Consider the following 17,516-nt stretch of genomic DNA (forward strand, 5'->3'; position numbering starts at 1 on the left):
CGAGCACTGTGAGCATCCCGCGTCCTGAATACCCGCGTCCGCAATTTGTCCGCACCGAATGGCAGTGCCTGAACGGAGCCTGGCAGTTCGAGCGGGACGCCGGCGACTCCGGGCTTGAGCGTGGCCTGGTCGACCGGGACCTGACCGGTGAGATCTTGGTGCCGTTCTGCCCGGAGGCACCGCTGTCCGGCATCGGCAACCCGGACTTCCATCCGGCCGTCTGGTACCGCCGTACTGTCCAGGTGCCGGAAGGCTGGGCCGGGCAGCGGGTGCTGCTGCACTTCCAGGCGGTGGACCACGACGCCACGGTGTGGGTGGACGGCGTCCAAGCCAGCCGGCACCGGGGCGGTTTCACCCCGTTCAGCTGTGATTTGACCACTGCGGCCGACCCGGCGCACACGTACACCGTGGTCGTGCGCGCCCGCGACCCCCGCACCGGCCCGCAGGCGCGCGGCAAGCAGGCGGTCACTTTCGAGGGCACCGGCGCGCGCTACGGACGCACCACCGGCATCTGGCAGACGGTGTGGTGCGAGCCCGTGCCCGACGCGCACCTCGGCCGGCCGCGGATCACGCCGAATGTCGCCGCGTCCGCGTTCCGGATCACCGTGCCGGTGTCGGCCAACCGCCCGGGGCACCGCGTCCAGGTGACGGTCTCGGACCAGACCGGTGACCTCGCGCGGGCGACGGCGCGCGCCGACCTCGACCTGGCCCCCGAAGTGTGGCTGCCACTGCCGGACGACCGGGTGCGGCTGTGGTCGCCCGAGGATCCGCACCTGTACGACCTGCGCATCGACCTGCTCGACGGCGACGACGCCGTGGTGGACACCGCCACGAGCTATGCCGGGCTCCGCTCGGTCGCCATCGACGGTCACGCCGTCCTGCTCAACGGCGCGGTCCGCTTCCAGCGGCTCGTGCTCGACCAGGGCTACTACCCGGACGGCCTGATGACCGCGCCCACGGACGAGGCACTGCGCCGCGACATCGAGTTGGCCATGGCCGCCGGGTTCAACGGCGCCCGGTTGCACCAGAAGGTGTTCGAGGAGCGGTATCTGTACCACGCCGACCGGGCGGGTTTCCTGGTCTGGGGCGAGTTCGGAGACTGGGGAGCCAACACCGGCGGGCCTTCGGGAGACAACCAGCGACCGACCGCGTCGTTCGTGACCCAGTGGCTGGAGGCCGTCGAGCGCGACTACTCCCACCCGTCCATCGTCGGCTGGTGCCCGCTCAACGAGACCTGGCAGCGGCTGACCGACCAGATCACCGTGCTCGACGACGTCACCCAGGGGATGTACCTGGCCACGAAGGCGGCCGACCGCACCCGCCCGGTGGTCGACGCGTCCGGCTACGCGCACCGGGTCCCGGGCGCCGACGTCTACGACTCGCACTGCTACGAGCAGGATCCCGAGGCGTTCGGCAAGCTGATGGCGGGCCTGGCCGACGGGACGCCGTACGTCAATGCCGATCCCGACGGCACGGCATGGTCGGTGCCGTACCAGGGCCAGCCGTACTTCTGCAGTGAGTTCGGGGGCATCTGGTGGAACCCGGACCTGCGCCCCGAGGAGCACTCCTGGGGATACGGCGAACGCCCCGCGAGCGAGGAGGAGCTCCAGCAGCGGTTCGCCGGGCTGGTCGGCGTCCTGCTGGACGACTCCCGGATGTTCGGCTACTGCTACACCCAGCTGACCGACGTCTTCCAGGAACAGAACGGCATCTATCGCTTCGACCGGACGAGCAAGCTGGACGTCTCGCGGATCCGCGCGGCCCAGCTACGTCCGGCCGCCATCGAGCAGGGGTGACATGCCGGTCGCGTTGTCTGCTGGCGCACGGCTCTTGTGCTGACCGATTCACATACCACCCTGACCGGATTCGATCAATATGATGCTCCGATCTTGTCAGGTCCATCAGTCTGGTCAATAGTTGCGGCAAAGCAGTCAAATTCGGTCCGCTGCCCGATCGAACGTGACTAAGGAGCCGCCCAGTGCGACCAAGCCCCTTCCTGCGCCTCGTAGCCGTCGTGATCACCGCGGTGGCCATGTCAGGCATCGCCCCCACTCCGGCGGATGCGATGCCTGACAGCAACCGGATCAAAGCGGTGACCTCAGGAAACGCCCGCTTCGAAGTGCTGTCCCCAACCCTGATCAGGACCGAGTACGCGGGTGACGCCAAATTCCTCGACACCCCGACCTTCAACGCCGTCGGGCGCGGCGCCTTTCCGGCGACGCCGTTCACCTCCAGTACGACGAACGGCTGGCTCACCATCAGGACGAGCGCGCTCACCCTGCGCTACCAGGTCGGTTCGGGCCCGTTCACCCCGCAGAACCTCTCGGTCAGCCTGAAGACCACGACCGCCGCCCCATGGCAACAACTGACCTGCCCGGCCGGAGCCCTGTGCGAGGCCGAAGACGTCTCGTACGGCGGGCTGGCTGTCGCCACAAACCACATCGGCTTCACCGGCGCGGGTTTCCTGGCGGGCTTCGAAGGCACGGGCAACTCGCTGTCCGCGGACGTGAACGCGACCACGTCAGGGCAGTACCAGTTCGCCATCCGCTACTCCAACGCCGTCGGCGGCGACGGTCAGCACACGCCGCGCACGCTCACCCTGTCGGTGGACGGGGGCACCGGCCAGACGGTGACCCTGCCGGTGACCGCGAACTGGGACACCTGGGCCATCGCCACCCCGGGCGTGCAGCTCGCCGCGGGCCGGCACGTGATCACGCTGACCCGCACAGCGGCTGACTCCGGCAATGTCAACATCGACAGTCTCGCGCTGCTGCCACCGGGCGCCGGCTATCCGCCGCCGTCGGCCAGAGCCACCGTGCCCTGCGCGTACGGCACGAGCTGCGAGGCCGAGGCGGGCGGGCTCGCCGGTACGGCCAAGGTGGCGCAGGACCACGCCGGTTACACGGGCAGAGGTTTCGTCGCCGAGCTCAACCAGGGCGCCGGCCTGGCCACCCGCCTGGTGGGCGTGCCCGCCGACGGCACGTACACGCTGCACATCCGCTACGCCAACGGCGTCGGCGGCGACGGCCAGCACCAGACGCGAACGGCCACCATCACAACAGGCGGCGCTACGCAGCAGATGACCTTCCCGATCACGGCCGACTGGGACACGTGGGCGACGGCCGCCCTCCCGATCGCCCTCAAGTCCGGCACGAACGACATCACCCTCACCTGCCCCGGCGCCTCCGGCTGCCGCGTCAACGTGGACACGCTCGCGGTGACCGCCACCGGCACGGCCGCCCCGCCGCCGCACCTCCCGCTCGGCGGCTACCGCCGCAGCCTCGACAACGTGAACGGTGACAACGGCACCCCGCCGACCACTCCGGGCCTGCTGCACAAGGACGGCTGGTACCTGCTCGACGACACACCCTCCGCCCTGTACGACCCCGCCACCGGGAAGGTCACCCAGCGGCCCGGCGGCAGGGCGTACCAGGACGGTTACTTCTTCGGTTACGGTCACGACTACAAGCGCGCCCTGTCGGACCTGTCCACCCTGACCGGGCCGCCGGCGCTGCTTCCCCGTTGGGCGTACGGCGTGTGGTACTCCGAGTACATCGACCGCACCGCGGCCGACTACCAGAACACGATCCTGCCCAGGTTCCGCTCCGAGGGCGTCCCGCTGGACGTCCTGGTCACCGACACCGACTTCAAATCGCCCAACACCTGGAGCGGCTGGCAGATCGATCGCGCGAAGTTCCCCGACCCGAAGGCGTTCTTCGACTGGTCGGCCGCCCAGGGCCTGCACAACACGCTCAACGTCCATCCCAGCATCGTTGGCGACGACCCCCAGTTCGCCCAGGCGCAGGCCACGGCCAAGGGCAAGCTCCGCAAGGGCGGCTGCGCCGGGTCCGCGGGCGCGAACTGCTACACCTTCGACTGGGGCGACCCCGACCAGCTCAAGGCGTACATGGACCTGCACAAGACCATGGATCAGCAGGGCAACGACTTCTGGTGGCTCGACTGGTGCTGCGACGCCTCGCAGTCCTCGCTGCCCGGCGTGACCCCTGACGCCTGGATCCACCAGCAGTACGCCGCGGCCAACGGCGGCTTCGTGCTCTCCCGTGCCTTCGGCTCCCTCCAGACAGGCTCGTACGCCGGCCGCTCGGGCCTGCCCACCGGCCCGTGGGCCGACAAGCGCACCACCCTCCACTTCACCGGCGACACGTCCTCCACCTGGGGAACCCTCCGGGCGGAGGTCGGCTACACGCCCGGCGAATCCGCCGCCACCGGCATGGCGTCCATCAGCCACGACATCGGCGGCCACAACGACACCACGGGCCTGCCGGGCTCGGAGACCTACCTCGACAACGGGCAGACCAGGCGGACCAGCAAGCTGCCCGACGACCTGTACGCCCGATGGGTCCAGTTCGGCACCTTCCAGCCCATCGACCGCCTGCACAGCAACCACGGCGACCGGCTCCCCTGGCAGTACGGGACGGCGGCGAAGGACTCGGCGAAGAAGTTCCTCAACCTGAGGGAGAACCTGGTCCCCTACACCTACACGCTGGCCCAGGAGTCCAACGCCACCGGCGTCCCGATCGTCCGCCCGACATACCTGGAATACCCCGAAGAGGAGAACGCGTACGCCACCGCCGCCACCCAGTACTTCTACGGCCCCGACCTCCTGGTCGCGCCCGTGACCACGCCCGGCGCCACGGCCACGACCTCGGTGTGGTTCCCGCCCGGGCAGTGGACCGACTACTTCACCGGCCAGACCTACACCGGCGGCACCACCCGGAACATCACCACCGGCCTCGACACGATGCCCGTGTTCGTCAAGGCCGGGGGCATCCTGCCGACCAGGACCGCTGACGTCGCCAACGACGTCCAGAACCCCCTGGACAAACTCACTCTGAGCATCGCCTCGGGGGCCTCCGGCTCGTACACGCTGTACGACAAGACCACGATCCGATACTCGGAGTCGGGAGGGCGGCGGACCGTGAAGATCAGCGGCAAGGCGCGCCAATGGACGCTCAACTTCCTGAACGCGGCACCTCCCACGGACCTGCCCGCCGACACGTACCGCTATGACAGCGCCACCCGCACCCTGACCGTCAAGCTCCCCAAACACACGACGCGGCTTAGCTTCACTTCCGGCTGACACCCGAGGCCGCACCTCCGGCTGACATCCGAGGCCCCGTCGGGGCGGGGCCTCACATGACGCAGATCGGTTCGGCCATGCAGGCATAGATCGACCTCCTGCCCGCGTCCTTGTTTGGCGACATCGCGAGGAGGACAGGTGGATCCAGGATTTGCGGCGAACTTCCGGGAGTTCGTCATCGATCGATCAGGAGCGCTGTTCCGTACCGCGTACCTGCTGACCGGTGACCGGCACGTCGCCGAGGACTTGGTCCAGTCGGCGCTGGCGAAGACCGCCGCGAAGTGGCGCGGCCTGCGCGACCCCGAGGCCATCGAGGGCTACGTCCGCCGCGTCATGTACCACGAGCAGGTGAGCTGGTGGCGACGCCGTTCGCGCGTCGCGGAAGTGTCCACCGGATGGCTGCCCGAGCAGATCGGCGACGGGCACGCCGAGGTGGTGGATCTTCGCCTGGTGATGCGCGCGGCTCTCGCCCGGCTGACACCCCGGCAGCGGACCATGCTCGTGCTGCGCTACTTCGAAGACCTGTCCGAGACCGAGATCGCGCGGCTGCTCGGTGTCAGGGTCGGGTCGGTGCGCAGCCAGATCTACCGGTCGTTGGAGCGTCTGAAGAAGGCCGCACCTGAACTGAGCACCGTGAGGGAGTTCGGATGAATATCGAGGATCTGCTGCGTGAGACTCTCTCCGACCTGGCCCATGAGGAGCAGCCACCTCCACCGGGCCGGTTCCTCCAGGTCAAGCAGGGTCGATCCCGTCGGCGCGGCCTCGCCCTGGCGGCGGCTGCGGCCGTAGCCGTGATGGCGGTCGGATCCACGGTCGTGGTCCAGGGGCTGTCCTCCGTCTCCAAGGATGTCGCCGGGCAGGGCTCTGGCGAGACGCTTGTGGAGACGAAACAGGGACAGACCACCCTGACCGTGAGAGAAGGACTGCGGCTCTCACGGATCTTGGAGCAGCTGGCGACCGCCACCGGCAGACCGCTGGTGGAGTTCCAGCGAGCCGCCAAGGACAGCAGGGCGCTCGGCCTTCCGGCCTACGCCAAGGGCGCGCTGGAAGGATTCGCCTTCCCCGGCACCTACGAGGTCTCGCCCACGTCGAGCCCCGACGAGATCCTCGCCGCGATGGTGACACGCTTCAATCGCGCCGCCGAGGACAGCGACCTGGTGGACGGTGCCAGACGTGTTGGCCGTACGCCACGGGAGATCCTCATCATCGCCAGCATCGTCCAGGCCGAGTCGCCCAACAAGCGCGACATGCCCAAGATCGCGCGGGTCATCCACAACCGGCTGAACCACACACCCGAGATGAAGCTGGCGATGGACAGCACGCTTCTGTACGGCCTGAACAAGTTCGGCGCCAGAGCCTCGAACGAGGATCTCAAGACCCGGTCGCCGTACAACACCTATGCGCGCCTCGGCCTGCCGCCTGGCCCCATCGATAACCCGGGCGCCGACGCCATCGAGGCTGCCTTGAAGCCGGCCGCCGGGCCGTGGCTGTACTTCGTGACGATCGATCCGAAGACGGGCGTCACGAAGTTCGCCAGTTCCCCATCCGAGTTCGACAAGCTGGTCGAGGAATACAGAAGGAACCTAGGGACCGGATGATGGAAGCGGGGCGCCGCAGTCCTCGATCCGGCCTACTCCTGAATAGTCGGCACGTGAGCGTCCAAGCTGGTCAAGGCCTAGGAGTTCGCTTTCCGGAGCAGGTCGTCGATGGACGGTGAGCCTTGCCCGTCGCGGGCGGCGCCCATGCTGAGGAGGGTGGCCAGCGGAATCTGGGCGACCAGCGGCTGGCTGGCGGGGTCGGTGAGGAAGGACGATCCCTCTCCTGACAGCTTCGCGAAGATCTCCTGGATGAGCTCCTGTCCGCGGGTGTGGGCGAGCCATTCCGCGAGCGTGCTGTCGGCCGCGAGAGGGGTCGGCGGCATCGCCAGATCGAGGTGAATGCGCTGTTCCAGGGGCAGGTCGCGGGAGGAGGGGCCGACGTGCACGCCGTATTCGCCCGGTTCGGCCACCCACCGACCGTGCCGGGTGCTCCAGTAGCTGAAGGCGCGGGCGTCGAGCTCGATCACCACGCGGGCGCTCTCGCCGGGCGCCAAGCGCACTTTGCGGAAGCCGCGCAGCTCGCGTACGGGACGGTCCACGTCCGCGACGGGGTCGCTGACGTACACCTGGACGACGTCGGCGCCCTCGCGCGCGCCGGTGTTGGTGACGGTGACCTCGACGCGCGCCTCGGGCCGGGTCGGGTCGGGTACGTGCACGGACAGTTCGGAGTACGCGAAGGTGGTGTACGACAGCCCGAAGCCGAACGGGAAGGCCACGTCGCCCTCGGTGCGGTCGTACCAGCGGTAGCCGATGTAGAGCCGTTCCCCGTAGTGGACCTGCCCGGCCGAGCCGGGCCAGTTGACGTGCGCGGGCGTGTCGCAGAGCCGGTGCGGGACGGTCTCCGCCAGCCGGCCGGCGGGCGCGGCGTGCCCGAAGAGCAGGTCGGCCGTGGCGCTCCCGCCGGCCTGGCCGGGCAGCCACATCTCCAGCAGGGCCGCCGCCCGATCGGTGAGCGGGCCGGTCAGCACGACGCCGCCGTTGCTCAGCACGACCGCGACCGACGGGTTGACCTCGGAGACCGCCTCGATCATCTGGAGCTGTACGGCCGGCAGGTCCAGGTCGTCGCGGTCGAAGCCCTCGGACTCGGCTTCTGACGGCTCGCCGAGGAACATCAGCACCACGGCGGCGCCGCGAGCGGCCTCCACCGCCTGCGCGAGCAGGGCTTCGTCGGCCGTCCCGTCCAGGCGGAACCCCGGCGCGAAGGTGACCTCACGCGAGGTGGCGGCGCGGATCGCCGTCAGGGCGTCGTCGACCCGCGTCGGGTTGATCTGGGAGCTGCCGGCGCCCTGGTAGCGCGGGGTACGCGCGAACTCGCCCAGGACGGCGATCCGGCCACCGGTGTCCGGGTCCAGCGGGAGCAGGCCGCCGTCGTTCTTCAGCAGGACCGCGCATTCCGCCGCGACGCGCCGGGCGAGCGCGTGGTGGGCGTCGAAGTCCGGTGCGGGGGCCTCGCCCTCGCGTGGCAGCCGTACCCGGTCGTGGGTGTCCAGCAGGCGGGCCACGGCGGTGTCGAGGATGTCCTCGCTGAGCTCGCCGGCGCGTACGGCCTCGACGATCGTGGCGGCGCTGCGGCCGCCGGTGCCCGGCATCTCCAGGTCCAGCCCGGATCGGAGGGCGGCGACCGGATCGTGCACCGCGCCCCAGTCCGAGACAACATACCCGTCGAATCCCCACTCCTCGCGCAGGAGCGTGGTGAGCAGCCAGGGGTTCTGTGAGGCGTACACGCCGTTGATCCGGTTGTAGGAGCACATGATCGTGGCGGGCCGCGCCTCGCGGACGACGTGCTCGAAGGCGGGCAGGTAGATCTCCCGCAGGGTACGCTCGTCGACCTCCGCGCTGACGCGCATGCGGTCGGTCTCCTGGTTGTTGGCCGCGAAGTGCTTGACCGACGCGCCGACGCCGCGCGACTGCAGGCCCGCGACCCACCCGGCCGCCATGGCGCCGGCCAGCAGCGGGTCCTCGGCGAAGTACTCGAAGTTGCGCCCGCACAGCGGGGAGCGCTTCATGTTGACGCCCGGGCCGAGGAGCACGTCCACGCCGAGCGCCCTGGCCTCGACCGCGAGCGCCTCCCCGACCTCGCGCAGCAGGCTCTCGTCCCACGACGAGCCCAGCGCCGCGGCGGTGGGAAACGACGTGGCGGGCATGCTGTCGGCGAGCCCGAGGTGGTCCGAGCCGGCCCGCTGCATGCGTACGCCGTGCGGGCCGTCGGTGAGCACCGCGGCCGGCACGCCCGCGCGGGCCACCTCCGCGGTCGCCCAGAAACCGGCGCCGGAGACGAGGCTCGCCTTCTCTTCGAGCGTGAGCCGCTCGACGACGGAACGTCCGTCGGTCATGTTGTGACCTTCCTGGTAGGGGAGTGCGGGTCAGTTCGAGAGCGCCTGCTGGCGGCGGAGGTCGAGCGTCTCGCCGACTCGGCCGGTGTCTCGCGGATAGGTGACGTACAGGATCGAGAGCAACAGGCCGTTCACGATCATCAGGATGACCAGTACCCAGAGGAACACGCCCTGGATGCCGATCGTCGCCGCGAACGAGCCGGCCAGGAGCGCGAACAGCGCCCACGCGATCGTCTCGAACACCGTCAGCCAGATCGCGTACGCCTGGCCGCGCAGCTCGGGCAGCACGACGGCGGCCACGATGGGGCGGTTGACCGGCGGGTTGAGCCCCTGGCAGGCGCCAAGCAGGCCCCAGAAGACCGCGTACACGCCGATGCTCTCGTACCGGAACTGCGTGCCGAAGAAGGCGATGAGGGCGAACAGGATCTGGGCCAGCTGCAGGACCAGGACGCGGCCGCGGCTCGGCATGAGCCGATCGATCCTCGGGAGGATGAATCCGGCGCCCAGCGTGGCGATGCTGTAGCCGACCCCCAACGGCAGCGCTACCAGGATGGCCGTGGAGTTGGAGATGCCGCGCTCGGTGACGAGGAACTGGACGCCGAAGATGATGATCAGCAAGTGGCCCGACAGGAGCCGGCTCAGCATCATCACGGTGTAGGTGGGGATGCGGAACAGCCCGACGACGGAGGCGACGGTGACCTTCGTCTTCGGCCGCTCCTCTCGGGCGAGGTCGGCGAGCTGCTCTTCGGCGCCCCCGATGTCCGGATCCTTGTAGAAGGTGAGGACCAGGAGTCCGGCAGCGATGCAGACCCCGCCGAGCGTCCACAGCGCCCAGCGCCAGCCGTCCGCGAACCCCACGAAGACGGCCATGACGGGGCCGAGGGCGATGGTGGCGACTTGGAGCGTTCCGAAGAAGATGCCGTTGGCCCGGGCGCGCTGCTCGTCGGGGAAGGAGTCGGCGATGACGGCCATGGTGATGGGAGAGCTACCGATCACCGCGGCGGACATGAGAGTGCAGCAGATCAGGAGCTGGACGAAGTTCTGCGAGAAGCCGGCGGCGATGCCGAACAGGCCGCCGGCCACCGTTGTGGCGGTCAGCGTGGCGCGGCGGCCGATGCGGCCGGCCAGCCAGACCCAGAACGGCCCGGCGGGAACACTGGCGATCTTGCCGAGGGCGGCGATGAGGCCGAGATGGCCGCTGTTGAGCCGCAGCGCGGTCGCCAGCGTGGGGAAGAGGGTGTTGATGAGGCCGGCTTCGGTGTTGTCGACGACGCTCACGCCGGAGAGGACGGCGAGATTGCGCCAGCGGTGGGGGATGTTGGCGGCCTGAGCCGCTCCTGGCTGGACGGACGTGGTGGAGGCGCTGGCATCCATGGGGGGTCCTGTCTGCAGTGGTGCGATAAAGCAAACGCCGTCTCAGGGGGCTGAGACGCCGGGTGGTGCTGAGAGAAGGGCGAATTTCTGGTCGATGCGGCGCAGTACCGCGGCGGGTATGTAGCCGTAACGGGCGAGATCGAGAAGGCTCATGGAGGCGGGGGCGGAGAGCAGCTCCGACTGCACCAGCGCGGGCGCCTCCTGCGCGAGGACGTCCTTGGCCCCCGTGATTCGCAGGAGCTCCAGAAGCGGGGCGCGGAGTAAAGCCGGGGCGCGCAGGTTCTCCATCGCGGGCAGCGGCGCGGCGACGGCCGTCGCGCGCTCGCGCTGTTCGCGGACCAGGAGGTGCTTGGGCTCGATGTCACCGTCACGTGGGATGCCCAGGCGCTCGTACTGGCTGGGCGGCGCGTCATTGTCGAGCATGAGGCGGCGCAGCAGCTCGATCATCCGCAGCTCCACGTCGTCGTCGACGATCGGCGTCTCCTGGGCCGGATCCTCCTGGAGGTCGAACAGGAGCGTGCCGTGCTGCCAGGGGTTCATCCACGAGGGCGAGGCCGGTATCCGCATGGTGCGTACGCCCTTGGTGAAGGTGAAGGGCTCGGCCGGTTCCCACCCCTGGAGCTCCTGCGTCGAGAAGCGGGCGCGCATGTGGGTGGGCATGAGGGTGAACTCTTCGAGCGGGCCGTTGGCCTGCTCCTTGGCGGCGCGCATGTAGACGTAGCGGCCGTCGGTGACGTTGACGTGCCCGCCGTGGATGCCGAACAGCGCGCCCTCGCGAACGGGCTCGACCTCGGCGAGGTCCGTGCCTCGCATGTCAGGGGTCGGCTCGATGCCGAAGTAACGCAGCATGGTCGGCGCGATGTCGATGGTCTGCGCGAGTGTGCCCCTGCGCTGATCCTGGCCGCCGGTTCGCGGATCCCACAGGAACATCGGCAGATGCACCAGCTCGTTGAACCACGGCATCACCGACTTGGCCCACCAGCCGTGCTCGCCGAGCAGGAAGCCGTGGTCGGTGTTGACCAGCAGCAGCGTGTCGTCCCACATGGCGTGCTCGTCCATGAAGTCCAGGACCCGGCCGAGCGAGCGGTCGCACATCGAGACCAGGGCGGCGTACTCGTTGCGGGCGTGCTCGACCTGGTCGCCGGGTTCGAGGACCTTCTGGTACGGCGGCCAGTCGAACTCGGGGCCGTCGTAGTCGTGCGGGTAGAGGTCCTTGTAGCGCTGGTGGGTGAAAAACGGCTCATGCGGATCGAACATCTCGATCTGCAACAACCACCGGTCGGCGTCCACGTTGGTCTCGAGGAAGTGCAGGCCCGCGTCGACGGTCCGGGTCTGCGAGTGCTCCGCCTCGGTGGCCATGTAGGTGCGGTTGACCGCGTCCTGCCGCCTCATCGCCTCGAACGGGCCCTTCGGGGCGTCACCGACCACGCCCTTCCACGGATCCCCTTCCTGGCCGCGGAAGAACTCCCAGGTGCTGTAACGCGTGTGGTAGGTCGCGCCGCCGTCCTCCCAGTAGTGCGGGTGGTCGGAGGCCAGGTGCGTGTGCACCCCTGCCTGCTTGAGCAGCTCCGGCATGGAGTCGTCGAACGGCTCCAGCGGGCCCCAGCTGCGGTGCAGGAAGTTGTACCGTCCGGTGTGCATCTCGCGGCGCGCGGGCATGCACGGCATCGAACCGGCATAGAAGTTGTCGAACGTCACCGCCTTGGCCGCCAGACGCGCGAAGTTGGGCGCGTCGATGAAGGTGTCGGCATAAGGCGAGAGCATGTGCCGGTTCAGGCTGTCGAACATGACGATGATCGCCCTCATCGCGACGTCTCCTCCGTCCGCACGATGGTGGGCGGGGAGTCCTGATTGAGCGGCTCCCCGTCGAGCAGGCGCCGGCGCAGCTCGATGAGGGAGGCGATGTGGTGGTCCATCGCCTCGGCCCCGCGCCGATGAAGCCACTCGTCCATCTGGGCGCCGAGCTCGACGTCGTAGCCGGGCGGAGGCTCGTCGAACCGGGTGCGGTCACGGTGGCGGTAACGCGCCACCTCCGCCACCCGGGTGTTGATCTCGATGTCGAGCAGGCCTATCACCTGCTCGACCGGCATGAAGCCGGCGTAGCCGAGACGTGCGTACAGGTCGGGATCTCCGAAGCGGGTGGGCGGGTTGTACGGGCGCGTCAGCCAGTCGATGAAGATGGTGTAACCCTCTTCGGTCACCTGGTAGCGCTTGGCGTTGCTCGCCCCGGGGCGCTCCTCGATCGTGTGCTCGACCCAGCCGCGCTCCTCCATCGAGGCCAACGTCCGGTATGCCTGGCTCATGGTCGTGTTCGAGCGTGCGAACCGGCCATGCGTGTCGAAGAACTTCTTCAGCTCATAGCCCGTGCTGGGACGGTTGAGCAGCGCCCCGAGGAGAAGGATCTCAAGCTTCATCAAATGTGCCCGTTCTCGTAACAGAGTTAACCGTGCCACAAGTGGAATGGTGATACCATGACATAAGTGTCATGCTCTGTCGAGAGTCTTCTCGCGGAAGCTTTCGCCTGATCAAGCCAGGGCAGGAGATCTTCTGGACCGAGCTCGGCGGCTCGGCCACGATGAGGACATGACGGGGAGTAGATCAACGCGGCCGCCGACGGCGGGCGGAGGAGCAGGCTCGGGCCTGAACTGGACGGCAGTGAGCGCTCTGGCGGCCGCGATCGCCGCCGTCGTCGCCCTGGCCGCGTACCTGGCGCCGCCGACCCCGCCTCCTCAGCCCCAGCCCCAGCCTCAGCCCCAGGCCCAGCCCGACACGGAAGTCCCCACCCCGGCCCCGCGGTCATCGTCACACGAACCGGTCACCACCCGGCATGCGCGACGGACCCCGAAACCAGCGCCCGAGACCAGCACGCCCGAACCACCGAGCCCCACGCCAGAGGCCCTGCTGCCGGCGGTCCGGCCCGGCGGCTGCGACGAGGCGGCGGCGGCACTGACCGCATACCGCCGGAACGCCGGGTCCGTCCGCAGCAGCCAGGCGGCCGCGGCTCAGCAGACGTACAGCGACCTGATGGGCGCACGTCTCGAAGCGGAAGGAGTGGTGGGGGCGAAGATCAGTCGGCTGGCCCAAGAATTCCAGGAACTGAACTTTCGCATGACCGGCATGACCGGCGGCGATCCCAACCAGGTGATCGCGGACATCAACACAGACGCCGCGGAGCTCAACAGGCTGTGCGAATCTCCCTGACCTGACGACACGTCACAGCAGGGCTGAGAGACTCGAAGGCGTGAGCAAAGAGGAGCGTCCGCTCGTACGCGAGTTGTTTCCCGACCTCGTGGCGGAGCTGATCGCGTGCCTGAGAGAAGAAGGGGAGGAGCACCTCGCCATCTCCGCCTGGGACATCCGGTTGTACGAAGAGTGCGGATGCGGTGACGACTTCTGCCAGAGCTTTCATACGGCCGAACCCCCAAAGGGGGCATATGGCCCTGGGCATAGAAATGTTCCTCTCATCCCGGCAAAAGGTGATCTCATCCTTGACGTTGTCGAGGAGCGAATCATGTACGTAGAAGTGCTGTACTATCCCAGGCTGCGACGTCCGGCGGACTGAAGGTCGCCGGCATCCGCCGCCTCCCGGTGGCGCGCCGTCAGCGATCCCTGGCCGCGCGGCGGGCGGCGTCGATGGCCTCGGCGGGCACCGATCGGGCCGGGCGGGTGAGGATGCGGCGGATGGCCGCCGCGGGCACCTTGGGCTCGCGGTCCTCGGTCAGCAGGCCGTTCCGCTCCTGCTCGGTGTCCGTCAGCTGGGTCCAGCACAGACCGGCCAGCTCCGGGTTGTCCAGCACCGCGTCCACGATCTGCCGGAAGCTCTCGGTCAGCTCCTCGGTGGAGCCGACGGTGCCGTACCCGTGCCAGGCCTCGTCCCGCGCCGGGCGGAGGCTGGTCCCGCCGATCTCGGACAGCACCACCGGCTGGCCGCGCCGGACCGGGTCGCCGAGCAGGGCGACGCGCCGCGCGGGCGGGCGGTCGCCGAGGATGCGCGCGAGCGCCTCGGGACCGTCATAGCGCTCGCGGATCGACTCGCCGGTAGGCGCGTAGTCGTGCAGCCCCCAGATGTCGCTCTCCGTGTGCTCCCATCCGTCGTTGGAGATCACCGGCCGGGTGCCGTCGAGCGCCTTGGTGAGGTGGTAGAGCGCGGCGGTGGCGTGCCGTTGCTCGGGTACGTCCGCCCCGTGCCAGACGCCCCAGCTCTCGTTGAACGGTACCCACGTCACCACGCACGGGTGGCCGCGGTCGCGGGCCACGACCTCCAGCCATTCGCGGGTCAGCCGCTCGACCGTGCGGGGCGCGTACTCGTACGCGCTGGGCAACTCGCTCCACACCAGCATGCCGAGCCGGTCGCACCAGGCCAGGAAGCGCGGGTCCTCGACCTTCTGGTGGATCCTGACACCGTTGAACCCCAGTTCCTTGGCCAGCTCCACCTCCCGGCGCAGCGCGGCGGCGTCCGGTGCGGCCAGGTGCGAGCGGGGCCAGTAGTTCTGGGCCAGGACCAGGCGCAGGAAGCGGGGCTGGCCGTTGAGCAGGAAGCGGCCGTCCCGGACGCCGGTGCTGCGCAGGCCGACGTACGAGGTGACCGCGTCGATCGGCGCGCCGTCGCCCCCGATCACCTCGACCCTGGCGGCCAGGAGCGTCGGCTGCTCCGGCGTCCACAGCAGGCGGCCCTGCTCCATCTGGTGCCGGGCCGCCGGGATGGCGATCGTCCACCGGCCGTCCCGCCGGTCGGTGCGGCACGTCTGCTCGGCAAGGACCTCCTCGCCCAGGCTGAGGACGACGCGGACGTCCACGGCGGGATCCGGCCTGCCGGACAGCTCGACCTCGACGGTGACGGACGCGCCGGGGACGTCGGGGGTCCAGTGCAGGCCGCGGACGTGCAGGTCGGGCACGACCTCCGCCCAGACCGGCTGCCAGATGCCGGTGGTGCGGTGGTACCAGATGTCGTGCGGCTCCGCGCGCCAGTCCTGCTTGCCGCGCGGCTGGGTCGCGTCGTCGCACTCGTCCTGCGCGCGGACCACCACGACCTGCTCCGCGCCCGGAACGACGGCCTCGGTGACGTCGAAGCTGAAGGGTGTGTGGCCGCCCTCGTGCTCACCGGCGTACTCGCCGTTGAACCACACCCGCGCCCGGTAGTCCACCGCGCCGAAGTGCAGCAGGAGCCGCTCGCCCGGCCCCGGCTCGCGCTCCAGGCGCAGCGTGCGGCGGTACCACACGATCGGGTGGGGCTCGGGCTCGTGAACGCCGGACAGCTCGCTCTCAGGCGGGTACGGCACGATGATCGCGCGGGTGAAGGCCCCGGCGTCGCGGTGCCAGCCCTCGGCCAGGCCGCGGTCGCGGTCGTCGGCCGCGTACCCCCACTCGCCGCACAGGTCCTGCCAGTGCGGGCGGACCAGGAGGGGGCGGGGGTAGTCGAGATCGTGGCGGGAGTGGGTCACGAAAGGTCCTCCAGAAGGGTCAGCACGGTCACCGAGTGCGGCGCGATCTCCCACGCCCCGCCGCTCGCCTCGACCTCGCCCAGATCCCGCACGGCGATCGTGTCCTGCGCGCCGAGCGTGTTGACCGCGCCGAGACCGGGGACGTCACCGCCGACGGTGCGCACCCGCGCGCGGGCCGGGGTGGCGCCGGAGCTGCCGTCGAGGACGACCCGCACCCGGATGCTCTCGTCGCGGTGGCGGTTGACGACCGCCACCCGCACCGAGCCGTCGTCGGCGCGGGTGGCCGACACGTCGATGTACGGGACGGTCATGGGCGCGGTGAGCAGCCGGCCGTCAGGGCCCCAGTTGTCGCCGAGCCGGACCGCCGCCGTTCTGGCCGGGCCGTCCACCTCGGACGGCAGCACGGTCCTGCCGGTGTGGTGCCGGTAGAGGTGCCAAAGGTGGTAGATCGCCGAGCGCAGGGCGCCATCGGGGCGGGCGACGACCAGGCCGTTGGCGTTGACCAGGTTGACCGGGTTGGCCATGGACACGGGCGAGGGCAGGCCGGCGGAGCGATGGACGGCGTGGAACACTCCGGCGCAGAAGACCAGGTCGGCGACCGTGCGGGGGCTCCACCGGTTCACCCGCACCCGGCGTCCTGGGCCGCCGCCCGCCTCGGGCCCGGCGACGCCGCCTCCAGCCTCGGGCAGCTCGCGCTCGGCGACGCCGCCGTCGGCGCCGGGCAGTGGCTGCGGCCAGTCCTCGGGTTCGAGGTGGCGCATGGTCCACTCGTCGAGCGCGAGCGCGGGCGGGCGCTCCAGGCCCACCTCGGCGGCGAGCTCGGTGACGAGCTGGGAGTAGGCGTGGATCTCCCGCTCGAAGTACAGCGCCTGGGCCACGACGGCGTCGTAGTCGTCGTCGCCGGTCCACAGGTGGGTGCTGGCGCCGTAGAGGTGCAGGGACAGGTAGTCCAGCAGCTTGCCCGCGCGCGCCAGCACCGGGCGCGTCCACTGCTCCTGCTGCCAGGGGATGCCGACGCCGACCAGGCGGATCTCGGGGTCGACCAGGCGCATGAACCGGGCGTGCTCAAGGGCGGCGGCGGCGTACTCCTCGGCCGTGCGGTGGCCCATCTGCCACGGGCCGTAGACCTCGTTGCCCACGCCCCAGTACCGCACCTTCCACGGCTCGGCCCGCCCGTTCTCGGCGCGCCGGCCGGTGAGCGTGGTCGCGCGGGCGGAGTTGGTGTACTCGACCCAGCGCACCGCCTCGTCCACGTTCCGGCAGGAATGCACCAGGTACGGCTCCGCGCCCGCCGCCTCGCACCAGGCCAGGAACTCGTCGGTGCCGAAGCGGTTGGACTCCTGCCCACCCCAGGCCAGCTCCAGCCGGCTCGGCCGCGTCCCGCGCGGGCCGATGCCGTCCTCCCAGTGGTAGGCCGAGGTGAAGTTGCCACCCGGCCAGCGGATCGGTCCCGGGCCCAGCTCGCGTACCAGGTCGAGCACGTCGGCGCGGACGCCGTTGAGCAGGCCGGGCTCGGCGACGGACAGCGGTGAGCCCTCGTCGAACACGCCGCCTTCGATGTTCCCGAAGAACGCCGATTCCAGGAAATGTCCGTAGACGTCGTCGTCGATCCGGCCCGCCGGACGGCGGGTGTCGATCGTCACGAGTGCCTCACTGCCGTGGACAGACA

General features: G+C 69.8%; 12 protein-coding genes. 6 read left to right on the forward strand and 6 right to left on the reverse strand.

Going from position 1 to position 17,516, the window contains the following annotated elements; translation table 11 throughout:
- Positions 1 to 8 precede the first annotated feature (8 nt).
- The 4 genes from ACQP2T_RS03850 to mltG all read left to right on the forward strand — a co-directional run bounded on the left by ACQP2T_RS03850 (position 9) and on the right by mltG (position 6,699).
- Complete coding sequence (locus ACQP2T_RS03850; RefSeq protein ID WP_433514816.1) at positions 9 to 1,796, forward strand: glycoside hydrolase family 2 protein; 1,788 nt, start codon at positions 9 to 11, stop codon at positions 1,794 to 1,796.
- 182 nt (positions 1,797 to 1,978) lie between these two features.
- Positions 1,979 to 5,101, forward strand: a complete 3,123-nt coding sequence (locus ACQP2T_RS03855) for a TIM-barrel domain-containing protein (protein ID WP_433514817.1) — start codon at positions 1,979 to 1,981, stop codon at positions 5,099 to 5,101.
- Positions 5,102 to 5,239: 138 nt separating this feature from the next.
- Positions 5,240 to 5,752: a SigE family RNA polymerase sigma factor gene (locus ACQP2T_RS03860; RefSeq protein WP_433514818.1), complete on the forward strand. Its 513-nt coding sequence runs from the start codon at positions 5,240 to 5,242 to the stop codon at positions 5,750 to 5,752.
- Positions 5,749 to 6,699: an endolytic transglycosylase MltG gene (mltG, locus tag ACQP2T_RS03865; RefSeq protein ID WP_433514819.1), complete on the forward strand. Its 951-nt coding sequence runs from the start codon at positions 5,749 to 5,751 to the stop codon at positions 6,697 to 6,699. Before ACQP2T_RS03860 ends, mltG begins: the two co-directional genes overlap by 4 nt.
- A gap of 77 nt (positions 6,700 to 6,776) precedes the next feature.
- Here mltG and ACQP2T_RS03870 read toward each other — a convergent pair whose 3' ends face one another.
- From ACQP2T_RS03870 to ACQP2T_RS03885, 4 genes are read right to left on the reverse strand one after another with little or no spacing between them, the layout of a single operon-like run.
- On the reverse strand, positions 6,777 to 9,032 hold the full coding sequence (locus ACQP2T_RS03870) for a glycoside hydrolase family 3 C-terminal domain-containing protein (protein ID WP_433514820.1): 2,256 nt from the start codon (positions 9,030 to 9,032) through the stop codon (positions 6,777 to 6,779).
- Between the two features lie 30 nt (positions 9,033 to 9,062).
- Positions 9,063 to 10,406, reverse strand: a complete 1,344-nt coding sequence (locus ACQP2T_RS03875; protein ID WP_433514821.1) for an MFS transporter — start codon at positions 10,404 to 10,406, stop codon at positions 9,063 to 9,065.
- Positions 10,407 to 10,448: 42 nt separating this feature from the next.
- A complete protein-coding gene (locus ACQP2T_RS03880; RefSeq protein WP_433514822.1) occupies positions 10,449 to 12,212 on the reverse strand; it encodes a sulfatase in 1,764 nt (587 codons plus the stop codon).
- Positions 12,209 to 12,820, reverse strand: a complete 612-nt coding sequence (locus ACQP2T_RS03885) for a PadR family transcriptional regulator (RefSeq protein ID WP_433514823.1) — start codon at positions 12,818 to 12,820, stop codon at positions 12,209 to 12,211. Before ACQP2T_RS03885 ends, ACQP2T_RS03880 begins: the two co-directional genes overlap by 4 nt.
- A 241-nt stretch (positions 12,821 to 13,061) precedes the next feature.
- Here ACQP2T_RS03885 and ACQP2T_RS03890 point away from each other — a divergent pair, with 241 nt between their 5' ends.
- Positions 13,062 to 13,607, forward strand: coding sequence for a hypothetical protein (locus ACQP2T_RS03890; protein ID WP_433514824.1), 546 nt, complete (start codon positions 13,062 to 13,064; stop codon positions 13,605 to 13,607).
- Positions 13,608 to 13,647: 40 nt separating this feature from the next.
- The gene (locus tag ACQP2T_RS03895; protein WP_433514825.1) at positions 13,648 to 13,968 is read left to right on the forward strand and encodes a hypothetical protein; all 321 of its coding nucleotides are present in this window, start codon (positions 13,648 to 13,650) and stop codon (positions 13,966 to 13,968) included.
- A gap of 37 nt (positions 13,969 to 14,005) precedes the next feature.
- Here the strand turns inward: ACQP2T_RS03895 and ACQP2T_RS03900 are convergent, their stop codons facing one another.
- Together ACQP2T_RS03900 and ACQP2T_RS03905 are read right to left on the reverse strand one after the other, a co-directional pair.
- Positions 14,006 to 15,847 carry a glycoside hydrolase family 2 protein gene (locus ACQP2T_RS03900; RefSeq protein ID WP_433514826.1) on the reverse strand — a complete coding sequence of 614 codons (1,842 nt, stop codon included), beginning with the start codon at positions 15,845 to 15,847 and terminating at the stop codon, positions 14,006 to 14,008.
- A complete protein-coding gene (locus ACQP2T_RS03905) occupies positions 15,844 to 17,490 on the reverse strand; it encodes an alpha-L-arabinofuranosidase C-terminal domain-containing protein (protein ID WP_433514827.1) in 1,647 nt (548 codons plus the stop codon). The genes ACQP2T_RS03900 and ACQP2T_RS03905 overlap by 4 nt, the downstream gene beginning before the upstream one ends.
- Positions 17,491 to 17,516 lie beyond the last annotated feature (26 nt).

It is taken from the genome of Nonomuraea sp. CA-143628 (assembly GCF_050942315.1).
Taxonomy (GTDB): Bacteria; Actinomycetota; Actinomycetes; order Streptosporangiales; family Streptosporangiaceae; genus Nonomuraea.